At 71.5% G+C, this 6,745-nt stretch carries 5 protein-coding genes; all 5 read left to right on the plus strand.

Features of this window, described 5'->3' with window-relative positions; all coding sequences use genetic code 11:
* Positions 1-200: 200 nt before the first annotated feature.
* Entirely contained in the window at positions 201-647 is a 447-nt protein-coding gene (locus LCD35_RS03740) for a hypothetical protein (RefSeq protein WP_224958425.1), read from the plus strand.
* 81 nt (positions 648-728) lie between these two features.
* Positions 729-4,025, plus strand: coding sequence for a hypothetical protein (locus LCD35_RS03745; RefSeq protein ID WP_225043707.1), 3,297 nt, complete (start codon positions 729-731; stop codon positions 4,023-4,025).
* Between the two features lie 4 nt (positions 4,026-4,029).
* On the plus strand, positions 4,030-5,850 hold the full coding sequence (locus LCD35_RS03750) for a hypothetical protein (RefSeq protein ID WP_225043708.1): 1,821 nt from the start codon (positions 4,030-4,032) through the stop codon (positions 5,848-5,850).
* Positions 5,847-6,314 (plus strand): YbaB/EbfC family nucleoid-associated protein, encoded by a 468-nt coding sequence (locus tag LCD35_RS03755; RefSeq protein WP_224955967.1) that lies wholly within the window; start codon positions 5,847-5,849, stop codon positions 6,312-6,314. Before LCD35_RS03750 ends, LCD35_RS03755 begins: the two co-directional genes overlap by 4 nt.
* On the plus strand, positions 6,307-6,630 hold the full coding sequence (locus LCD35_RS03760; RefSeq protein ID WP_224955966.1) for a WXG100 family type VII secretion target: 324 nt from the start codon (positions 6,307-6,309) through the stop codon (positions 6,628-6,630). The genes LCD35_RS03755 and LCD35_RS03760 overlap by 8 nt, the downstream gene beginning before the upstream one ends.
* The last annotated feature ends 115 nt before the right edge of the window (positions 6,631-6,745 follow it).

Genomic DNA, 6,745 nt, shown 5'->3' on the forward strand with positions numbered 1-6,745 from the left:
CCCGCCCCGCCGGTTACCACCAACCCCCCCCCCCCCCCCCCGGCGGGTGCAAAGCCCCGCCCCCCCAACCGCGCCCGGGGGGGGGCCCCGGGGGGGGGGGGGGGGCGGGGCCCGCGACTCGGCCCGGCATCGCTTTTCTCCACCCGCCGCTCTCCGCGGCCACGTTCGATGCTGACGACACCACGTAAGTAGGGATGGTCATGGCGGACAAAACCGCTTTCTCCCCGGATGACATCAAGAACGCTGCCAACGAGATCGGCAAGCTGACCGAGGACATGGCGGCCTTCCAAGAGCTGAAGGCGCACTGGCCCAACGCAGGTCACTTCGAGACCGCGCAGTGGCTGGAGCGGATCGTCGACGACCGCCGCAACGGCCTGGTCGCGCACGCCGAGCGGTTGAAGAACATCTTCGACAACATGAAGACCGACCTCACCGCGATCGCGAACGACTTCGAGAACGCCGACGGCGAGAACGCCGACAAGATCAAGGCCGAGGTCGCCGACATGCGCGGCCACATCGACACGGCGATCTCCTCCCTGGACAAGGGCACCGAGGCCGAGCAGCACAACTTCTCGGACGACCCGGACATCAAGCCGGAGGACAACGCCAAGGACGGCGACGGCTACAACGACACCCTGCCCGCCTGATCGTGGTGCAGGGCAGCAGACCCAGATCCCGTTAGTCATTCGATCGGCCGGTGGGCCGCTTCTTTGTGAGGACCATTTCCGATGGCGGACAAAGCCGAAAACGTGGTGGGCGTCTACAGCGCCTCCGCCCCTCCCATGGCTGTGGACAACTACTCCAGCTGGGAAGAGATCGACGCCGCCACCTGGGACCTCACGCACAACGGAGGGGCCACCGGCGATCACGCGAGTCTGAGCAGCAACAAGACCGCGGAAGCCTGGTACGAGCTGGAAGCCGCTTTCAAGAAGGCGACCGAACGGCTCGGTGAGATCAACGAGGGCTTCAACAAGCAGATCAAGGCCCTGCAGGACCACATGCAGGGCGTCGCGGGCGACGAGTTCAACAAGTACGCGACGGATCTGTTCAAGGAGAGCGAAGACCTCTACAACACGCTGACGAACCAGGCCTACGCCACCACCGTCGGCAACATCGGTCACGCCATCCAGGACTACGCGCAGCGCTGGTGGGAGGCGCTCGACAACGAGCACGAGCGCCGCAAGACCGCGATCGAGAAGATCGAGGCGGTCTCCACCGAGCTCAGCCAGTCCGAGTTCGACAGCAAGGTCCAGGAAGCGGTCGACGTCAGCGAGGAGAACCTCCTCAAGGAGCTCAAGGTCCTGCTGACGAACCTCACGAACCAGTACAGCACGCGTGGTTCCGACCTGAGTCCGCTGCACATCGCCCTCAGCCCCGCCGCCGAGAACACCGGCGGCGGCGAGGACGGCAACGGCGATGACAAGGACGGCAAGGACGGCAAGGACGACGACTCCAACGGTTCGGGCGACGACGAGGACTCCTCGGGCTCGGGCGACGACTCCTCGGGCTCCGGCGACGACGACTCTTCGGGTTCCGGCGACGACGAGGACGACACGTCGCAGGACGAGAAGGACGCCAAGGACGACGCCGACGACGCCATCGACGACCTGACCGGCGAGGGCGAGGGCTCGGGCGAGGGCTCGGGCGAGGGTTCCGGCGAGGGCTCGGGCGAGGGTTCCGGATCGGGCTCCGGTTCCGGATCCGGCTCCGGAGAAGGTTCGGGCGAAGGGTCCGGCGAGGGCTCCGAGGACTACGACAAGGGCCTGCAAGACGCGAAGAGCGCCGCGAACGATGCCATCGACGGCCTCACCTCCGACGGCCCGGGTGTCGGCGGCGGTGAAGGCGCTGGTGGTGGCGAAGGTGCTGGCGGCGCCGAAGGTGCTGGGGACACCGGTGGTGCTGGGGACACCGGTGGTGCTGGGGACACCGGTGGTGCTGGGGACACGGGTGGTGCCGGTGAAAGCCAGGGCGACGACTACCAGCAGGCCACCGAGGACGCGAAGAAGGCCGCGAACGACGCGATCGACGGCTTGGGCGAAGGTGCCGGCGCTGGTGGCGGCGAAGGTGCGGGCGAGGGCGAAGGTGCTGGTGGCGGCGTCGGCGGCATGCCGGGCGGCATGGGCTCCGGAGGCGGCAGCACCGGTTCCGGCGGTAGCAAGAGCGGCAGTGACAGCCAGCGCGACAAGGGCCTCGAGGACGCGAAGAAGGCCGCGAACGACGCCATCGACTCGCTCGCGGGCGGCGGTGAAGGCGGTCCTGAAACCGAGTCGGGCGGTCCCGGAAGCGAGGGCTCCGGCGGCGGTGCCGGCGAGGGCGTCGACACTGGGGAGGCTAAGAAGGCCGCGGGCGACGCGATCGGCGACCTCAAGGGCCAGACCGACAGCCCGGAGGCGCAGCAGCGCCTGGACGACGCGAAGAAGGCCGCCGACGACGCGATCGGCGACCTGAGCAAGGACGGTGGCCAGCCCAGCGCCGAAGAGGCCAAGAAAGCCGCGTCCGACGCCATCGACTCGCTCGGCCAGGAAAGCGACAGCCCCGAGCAGCAGCAGGCGATGGAGGACGCCAAGAAGGCGGCCGACGACGCCATCGACTCGCTCGCCGGCGGTGGCAGCGGTGGCCCGAACACCGAGTCCGCCGGCCCCGGCGGTGCCGACGAGAAGCTCGACGGCGGAGAGGCTAAGAAGGCCGCGGGCGACGCGATCGACGACCTCAAGGGCGAGACGCAGAGCCCCGAGGCCCAGGAACGCCTGGACGACGCCAAGCAAGCGGCCAACGACGCGATCGAGGACCTCACCAAGGACGGCGGCGAGCCGACCGCGGAAGAGGCGAAGAAGGCCGCGGACGAGGCCATCGACGCGCTCGGCCAGGACGGCGACTCCCCCGAGCAGCAGCAGGCCATGGAGGACGCCAAGAAGGCGGCCGACGACGCCATCGACGACCTCGCCGTGAAGGACACTCCGGTGGACGGCGGCGAGGCGAAGAAGGCCGCCTCCGACGCCATCGGCGACCTGGCCAAGGGCACCCAGGACCCGGCCGCCCAGCAGCGCATGCAGGACGCGCAGCAGGCCGCGAACGACGCGATCGAGGACCTCACCAAGGACGGCGGCGAGCCGACCGCGGAAGAGGCGAAGAAGGCCGCGGACGAGGCCATCGACGCGCTCGGCCAGGACGGCGACTCCCCCGAGCAGCAGCAGGCCATGGAGGACGCCAAGAAGGCCGCGGACGACGCGATCAACGAGCTGGCCAGCCCGTCCGACTCCGGCGGCCCGATCGACGACGCCCAGGCCCGCAAGGCGACCTCGGACGCCATCGGCGACCTGACCACCAAGAGCGCCGACCCGGCCGCGCAGCAGCGGCTGCAGGAAGCGCAGCAGGCGGCCAACGACGCCATCGGCGGGCTCAGCCAGGACGGCACCCCGCCGAGCGGTGAGGAGGCCAAGCAGGCCGCCTCCGACGCGATCGACCAGCTCGGCCAGGACGGCGATTCCCCGGCGCAGCAGCAGGCCATGGAGGACGCCAAGAAGGCCGCGAACGACGCGATCGACGGCCTCGCCTCCGGCGGTACCGGCGGCGGTGGCGGCGGGTCCGAACTGGACGACTTCCTCGGTGGCGGTCGCGGTGGCGGTGGCGGTGCAGCGAAGGCCGCCGCGGACGACGCGATCTCCAGCCTCGGCTCCGGCTCCGGCGGCGGTGGCGGCGGCTACGGTGGTGGTGGCTACGGCGGCGGCGACAGCCCGAGCGCCCAGTTCGACGTGGCGGCCAAGCAGGGCCTGGCCGCGCCGGGCGGTGCCGCGGCCGCGGCCACGGGTGGTGCCGCGGGCGGTGCGGCCGGTGGTGCCGCGGGCGGTGCAGCCGGCGGTGGGATGCCCATGGGCGGCATGCCGATGGGCGGTGGCATGGGCGCGGGCGCCGGTGCCGCCGGGCAGCAGAACCAGGAGCGCGAGCCGCAGATCTGGATGAAGGCGGACGACGGCGTCTGGGACGAGGACAAGGACAACCCGCCATCGGTGCTCGGACGGAGCTGATCTCGTGCCCACCAGCACACCCATCCCGTCGAACCTGGACCAGCTGAACTTCGACCAGCTGGCCCAGCTGATCAACGAACGCGACCCGGAGCTGTACCACCAGCGCGCCGACGAGTTCGATCGCGCCACGGCGGGGCTCCAGCAGCTGATCGACGGCCTGCGCGCCACCATGCGCAGGCTGGAGGTCGGCCTGTCGGGGCTGTCGATGGACCAGGCCGCGCAGGCGGCCGAGCACCTGGCGGCGAAGAACGAGGCCGTGCTGCACGCGATGCAGCAGCCGGGCTACGCCGCGATGCTGCGCCGCGCCGCCGAATCGCTGGCGTCCGCGCAGCAGCGGCTGCGCGACCTGCAGCAGCAGCGGGCCGAGCAGAGCGACGCCCCGCCGGAGGAGGCCGGGAAGGCCGACGAGGACCGCACCGAGCAGGCCCGCCAGATCCTGCGCGACCTGGCGACCTCCTACGGCGACGCGGCGGGCGGGTTCACCCCGCTGCCCGGCACCGGCCCGGGCAGCACCCCGGTGGACCAGATCACCGCGAACGGCGGCGCTGAGGGCGGCCAGTCCGGTAGCGGCGGGGGGCTCTCCACCGCCGTCTACTACGGACCGGACGGCACGCCGCAGGTGTCGGACGCCGGCTACGCGCCGGGTGCGGGCGGTGGCGCCGTCGGCACGATGGCGCGCACCTTCGGCAGCCCGGCGGGCATCGGCGGCAACGGCTCCGGCGACGGTTCGGCCTCCGGCGGCGGGACCGGCGGTGTCGGCGGCGGTGCGGGGGAACGCTCCGGCGGCAACGCGGCCCCGTGGCTGGCGGCCTCCGCGACCGGGTCGCCCGCGGTGCTCGGGCAGTCGTCCGCGGGCCTCGGCGGCGGCGGTGGTGGTGGTTCCACGACCGCCGGCGGCGGGTGGCGGACGGCTTCGGCCGCCCGCTCCGGCAGCGTGCAGGAGGGTTCGCCGCAGGTCCTCGGCAAGCGGATGGTGGCGAGTTCGGCCACCGGCGGGACCGACGCGTCCACCGGGAAGAAGGAGAAGCGGCCGCAGACCTCCAGCCAGGAGAACGTCTCCTCGGGGCAGGAGGAGATCAGCACGATGAGCTCGCCGGTGGAGGAGCACAAGGAATCCACCGCGGACGCGCCGTTCCTGCAGTCCCACTCCCCGGGCCACCTCACCGCGACGGCCACGGCCGGCGCGGCGGCGGGCGCGACGGCGGCGGGCACCCTGTCGTCGAACACGCCCGGTTCGCACGCACCGCTGCACGCGCAGACCCCGGCGCCGGACCCCTCCGCGAATCCGCCCGGCGGCGGGAATCCGCCCGGTGGCGGGAACCAGCCCGGCCAGCACGCGCCGGTGGCGAAGTCGACGACCGCCGGAGCGCCGCTGGACGCCGGTTCCGCCGGCGCGCACAGCACCACCAGCGGCGGGCCGCGCAGCGCGCCGACCTCCGCGCTGGACCTCGGCCAGGTGCGCACCCCGGGCGGTACGCCGACGCTGCCGCGCCCCGGCGGGGAGTTCTCCGCCGCGATGCCCGGCACCGGCGGCGGTGTGCCCGGCGGCACCGGGCAGCCGGGCGGTCCGATGCACGGCCCGATGGGCATGATGGGTGCCGGTGCGGGCGCGGGTGGCCAGCGCGACGAGGAGCGGCAGCCGAACGTTCCCGTTCCGGCGGACCGGGATTCCTGGGACGACGGCAACGGCGTGCTCGGCGCGGTCGGTCGCCGGTCGCGGTCCGAAGAGGACGGTCCGGAGCCGAAGGAGAAGCCGGTGGGCGACGCGAACGCCCAGATCGACGAGATCATCAATGGTCTCCGGGAGGAGCGGAAGATTCGATGACCGAGATGAACCGCGGTGGCGGCGCCTTCCAGGACCTCGAAGCGGCGATGGCCGCACTGGAGCAGGAACAGCGCAAGCTCGCCGAGATCAGCGAGGTCCGCGAGAACGAGACGACGACGGTCCAGGCCAAGGACCGTTCGCTGGAGATGACCTTCGACGGCAGCGGTGAGCTGTCCGAGCTGAAGTTCAACGGCACGAAGTACAGGAGCATGGCCCCGGCGCAGCTGGCCCACGTGATCGTGGAGACGCTCCAGCAGGGCCGCGCGCAGGCGATGGCGAAGATGACGGACCTCATGGGGTCCGATGCGCTGCCGGGAATTGATCTAGCGGGCATCGCCGCGGGTAAGGTAGACCCGAGCAGCGTGATCGACGCGCTGCTGTCCCCGATGCTCGACGGCATCGTCGATGACGACGACCGCCCCGGCAAGGATTCCCGTGCGGAGAAGGGTGGCCAGGATGGCTGACGACTTCTACCTCGACCCGGACGGGATGCGGGCCGCCAACCAGCGGATCAAGACGGCGCACAGCGAGATGGAAGCCGCCTTCGAGGAGCTCAGCGCCGAGCTGGCGGAGCTCTACGGCTGCTGGGGCAACGACGACGTCGGCAAGGCGTTCGAGGAGAACTACAAGGAGCCCGAGAAGAACATCAAGGAAGGTTCCAAGGGGATCCTCGACGGCGTCGACGAGCTGACCGGCTCGCTGGACGAAGCGGTGGACGAGTTCGTCGAGGTGGACGAGCAGAACCGCCGGAACGTCGAGAACACCGGTTACGAGTCCTGATCTCGGCGCCGGGAACCGTGCGACCTCTCTGCTGGGAGACGAGGGCCGCGAAGACGTGAGTTGAGCACCCGGGCGCGACAGGGCGCCCGGGCTCGAATCTGGAGAGGGGGAGCCG

The sequence above is a fragment of the Saccharopolyspora sp. 6V genome (assembly GCF_020176785.1).
Taxonomy (GTDB): Bacteria; Actinomycetota; Actinomycetes; order Mycobacteriales; family Pseudonocardiaceae; genus Saccharopolyspora_C; species Saccharopolyspora_C gregorii.